We start from the raw sequence: 4919 nt of genomic DNA, 5'->3' as shown, positions 1-4919 counted from the left end.
TGGTAATATTCATGGCGGATGGCTCCCATTTTGCTCGTGAACGCCTGATGGCCTTCACACTTTGGCACCCAGATGCCGTGAGCGGGAGCCATCCACCTCATCTGTTGTGCGCTCCATAGCGGACATGCCCACAGGGGTTTAATTCTCCCTCCTGCATCCCCATATTTTGTTCATGGTAACATGGACAAAAACATTTGCGCGCGAGCCGCCGAAGACCAAGGCTGAGCTGCGCGAGATGCTGGCCGAAGCCGTCCGCAATTCGCAGGCTGAGAATAAGCGCCTGCAAAAGGCCAAGAAAGTTAAGACGGCCTAACTCATAACCTGAGTGTGCGGAGAAAGGAGATGAATATGGCAACGGGAATGTTCCGTACTAGTGACGGATCAGTGCAGGTTGACTATGACGGCGTCAGCATCCCAATTCCGCGGTCTAAGTATGATAAAAATGGGTACAAGCCGAACTTTGACGAACTGCCACTTGAAGCCGATTATTTGGCCGCTCAGGAAAAGCAAAGAGCGGCCGATGCCAAGAAGCACTTATAACACATATCGCTCGCTGGAGTCGGTGGTGCGCGACTAGACACACGCAAAAGCCGCCAAGGTTTCCCTCAGCGGCTTCGTGCCGTTGCGTTGCGTTTGCCTAGAGGTCTGCTGCGCCGAGCGGTGCTCGACCGCGTAGCCCAAGCCTGCTAGCCACCGGACGCAAAGCCTTTAATAAATGAGGCACTCAGATGCGTTGCCGGTTTGTCGGGGCCAACGTATCCCCGATGCTATAAATGTTGTCACCAGCACCGACGCTTATCAAGCCAGCACCGCTGTCCTATCGAATTGTGAGCCGCCTTCGGGCGGCTTTTCTTTTTGGCAAAGCGCCGTCCATGTCTGCTCATGGCACTTAGCGGACATCGCCGTCGTGTCGCTGCATGTCTGCTTTCGGGGGAATAGCGGAAGTCGTATTTCAGGGCCGCGAGGTCTGCTTTTGACCCGGAGCGGACATCACCGGAGCAGTCGGCCAACACGATTCTGGCTCGTTCGCCCCCTTCCAGAATGAAGGTTTGGCCCGGTAAGATGCTCTTCTTGACCCTGGGGGCGGATATGGCGCGGCCATCAAGAACGGGCGGCAAGACGAGCGAGGCGAAGGCCGGCAACGCAAGCCCAGCGAAGGGCCGCAAGACCGCCAAGAACAAGCGCCGCATCGCGCCAGCGGCCATCCGAGTTAAGCGTCGTTCGGTCTCCGGTCCGAGCAAAGACCTGAAGGAAGCCCGTGCGCAGCAGGCGGCGACGGCTGAGATATTGAAGGTCATCGCCAGCTCGCCGACCAATGTACAGCCGGTGTTCGATGCCATTGTGGGAAGCGCGAAGCGTCTGCTCGGCGGCTTCTCGGCCGCGGTCTTCCGCTTTATCGATGGAGTTGCCTACTTGCAGGCCATCACGCCGACGAATCCGGCGGCTGACGAGATCATGAAGAGTTCGTTCCCGCGGCCGGTTGCCGATTTTCAGTCGTTTGAGATGGTGCAGGGCGGCAAGATCGCACAGATTCCAGATACGGAAGCATTGTCGGACGACATTCGGAATATCGCGCGAGCGCGCGGCTTTCGCAGCATACTTATTACCCCGCTGATGAGCGGCGGGACGCCTATCGGCATGACCAGCGTCACGCGTGTACAACCCGGCTCCTTCCCCGCCCACCATGAGCAATTGTTGCAGGCCTTTGCCGATCAGGCGGTGATCGCCATCGAGAACGTCCGCCTGTTCGACGAGGTGCAGGCGAAGACACACGACCTTTCGGAGGCTCTCACTTACCAGACCGGAAGCAGCAATATTCTGAGCGTGATAGCTTCTTCGCCGACCGATGTCGGACCGGTTCTCCAGGCCATTGTTGAGAGTGCTTGCGAGCTCTGCCAGGCCTATGATGCCATCGTGCTTTTGAAAGACGGCGACCAGCTCCGTTTCAGCGCCCATCATGGTCCGATAATGGTGGAAGCGGACAAGTGGCCGATCAACCGCAGCTGGACTGCGGGACGCGCATTCCTGGAACGGAAGCCAGTGCATGTGCGCGACCTTCTCTCCGACGAGGGTAGTGACTTTCCTGACGCTCAAGAACTGTCGCGCCGTGGGGGGACCACGGGTCTTCGCAGTATTTTGGGTGTGCCGCTGTTGCGCGAGGGTGAGAGTATCGGTGCAATTGTGCTTCGCCGAATCGAAGTGCATCCTTTCAGCGACAAACAGATCAGCCTGCTGCAAACCTTCGCCGATCAGGCCGTGATCGCCATTGGTAATGTGCGAATGTTCGACGAGGTGCAGGCCCGCACCCGCGATCTCTCCGAATCGCTGCAGTTCCAGACCGCGACCTCCGATGTATTGAAGGTCATCTCCAGCTCGCCTGGTAAGCTGGAGCCTGTTTTCATTTCAATGTTGAAGAATGCTGTAAATATCTGCGACGCCAAGTTCGGAAACCTGTTCCTGATTGACGGCGATAGCGCGCGCTGGGAGGCGGGAGTGGGCACGCCCCCGAAACTTGCAGAGTATTTTACGCAATCAAGAGCATTCCAGCCGACGCTGGGTAGCCACCTGGACCGCGTCATACGGACAAGACAGGTGAGCCACACTGCCGACGACGCCGCTGAAGCGGTGGTCGGCGCAGCAGCAAGGCTTGGGGGGGCACGATCTACTGTTTGCGTTCCGATGATCAAAGATAACTCACTGGTTGGGGCTATCTTTATCTACCGCACCGAAGTGCGGCCGTTTACCGACAAACAGATCGACCTCGTCAGGAACTTCGCAGCACAAGCCGTAATTGCCATCGAGAACACACGACTTCTCAAGGAGTTGCACCAGCGCACCGACGACCTTTCCGAATCGCTACAGCAGCAGACCGCGACTGCCGACGTGCTCAAGGTGATCAGCCGCTCGGCATTCGATCTGCAAACCGTGCTGGACACGCTGGTCGAGTCGGCAGCGCGGCTGTGCGAAGCGGATATGGCGGTGATAACGCGCCAGAAAGGCGACGAGTATTTTCGTGCCGGTTCATACGGCTTTACGGCCGAGTTCATGGATCACGTAAGGGACACCCCGGCCAAGCCGGAACGTGGGACCATTACCGGCCGGACCCTGCTTGAGGGCAAGGTGGTCCATGTGCCGGACGTGCATATTGACCCCGACTACACCTTTTCGAAAGCCCAGAAACTTAGCGGCGATCCCCGCACAATTCTCGGGGTACCCCTGTTGCGCGAAGGCCAGCCGGTTGGTGCAATTGTGCTGCGGCGCCGCGTCGTGCGGCCGTTCACCGAGCGGCAGATCGAATTGGTCAGGACCTTCGCCGACCAGGCGGTGATCGCCATCGAGAACGTTCGCCTGTTCGACGAGGTGCAGGCACGCACGCGCGACCTCTCGGAGTCGTTGCAACAACAAACTGCCACGGCCGACGTGCTGAAGGTGATCAGCCGCTCGGCGTTCGATCTCGACTCTGTGCTCGCAACCCTCCTCTCTTCCGCAGCCACATTGTGTGACGCCGAGAAGGGCGTGATCTTTCTCCGGAAAGATAACCACTTTCATATGGTGTCGAATTACGGCTTCTCCGCGGAATTCGAGACGTTTGCAAGGGCGCATCCGTACCCAGCCGATAGTGGCAGCACCACGACACGTTCGGCGGCGTCCGGCGGCGTAGTCCACGTCGCTGACGTGCTCGCCGATGAGACGCAAGGCGATCTCGCCCGCCAGTATCAGCGCCTCGGCGGCCATCGAACCATTATCGGTATTCCTCTCAGACGCGAGGGCGAAACCATCGGCGTTTTTACGCTGACGAGACAGGTCGTGCAGCCCTTTACAAAGCGACAGATCGAGCTGGTCGAGACTTTTGCCGACCAGGCGGTGATCGCGATCCAGAATGTGCGGTTGTTCGATCAGGTTCAGGAGCGTACGCGCGAACTGTCAAAGTCGCTCGATGATCTACGCACCGCGCAGGATCGCCTAGTGCAGACCGAGAAGCTGGCATCGCTCGGCCAGCTCACCGCTGGTATTGCGCATGAGATCAAGAACCCGCTCAATTTCGTCAACAACTTCTCGGCGCTCTCGGCGGAGCTAACCGATGAACTGAACGGTGTGCTCAAGCCCGTCGCGATGGACGGCAAAGTTCGGGAAGAAGTCGACGAATTGACCGGTATGCTGAAGGACAATCTTGAAAAGGTGGTCCAGCACGGCAAGCGCGCCGACGCCATCGTCAAGAACATGCTCCTTCATTCGCGTCAGGGCTCCGGCGAGCATCGGCGGGTGGAAATCAACGCTCTCGTTGAGGAAAGCCTTAATCTCGCCTATCACGGGGCAAGGGCCGAGAAGCAGGGCTTCGAAATCACCCTGCAAAGGTCCTTCGATTTGGCGGCCGGAGAAGTCGATCTCTTCCCCCAGGAAATCACGCGGGTAATGCTCAACCTGATCTCAAATGGGTTTTACGCAGCCACAAAGCGAGCTGAGGCAAATGGAGGTGACTACGAACCAACTCTTGCTGCTGCGACCAAGAATCTCGGCAACAGCGTCGAGATCCGAATCCGCGACAACGGCGGCGGCATATCCCCCGAGGTGAAGGAAAAGATGTTCAATCCGTTCTTCACGACCAAGCCTGCCGGTGAAGGGACGGGACTGGGCCTTTCCATCAGTCACGACATCATCGTGAAACAACACGGCGGCAGCATTGATGTCGAGACAGAGCCCGGACTTTTCACAGAGTTCAAGATCGTATTACCGCGGACGAGCCAAAGGTAATCCGTCCTCCAAGGTCACCAGCTGACAGCGTCAAATTTGCTGCGGTGCATGAGTCCGTTCCTGATGCTGTGGACGGCTCCTCCACCGGCACATCGGTGCCATGGATGTGGGGGCTGTTAAGGCTCCCACGATTCAAAGGAGCGAGCCATGCAGACGATCACGACAAT

Annotated in this window: 2 protein-coding genes; both read left to right on the top strand. The window is 58.1% G+C overall.

Annotated features, from left to right (window positions below; genetic code table 11):
• The first annotated feature begins 342 nt into the window (after nucleotides 1–342).
• Nucleotides 343–540, top strand: a complete 198-nt coding sequence (locus E7813_RS11635) for a hypothetical protein (protein WP_291573979.1) — start codon at nucleotides 343–345, stop codon at nucleotides 538–540.
• Nucleotides 541–1062: 522 nt separating this feature from the next.
• Nucleotides 1063–4752, top strand: coding sequence for a GAF domain-containing protein (locus tag E7813_RS11630; RefSeq protein WP_291573977.1), 3690 nt, complete (start codon nucleotides 1063–1065; stop codon nucleotides 4750–4752).
• The last annotated feature ends 167 nt before the right edge of the window (nucleotides 4753–4919 follow it).

Source organism: Bradyrhizobium sp., assembly GCF_004799405.1.
Taxonomy (GTDB): Bacteria; Pseudomonadota; Alphaproteobacteria; order Rhizobiales; family Xanthobacteraceae; genus Bradyrhizobium.
Note: the sequence above shows the minus strand (reverse complement) of the source record. Positions and strands in the feature narration are given on the sequence as shown.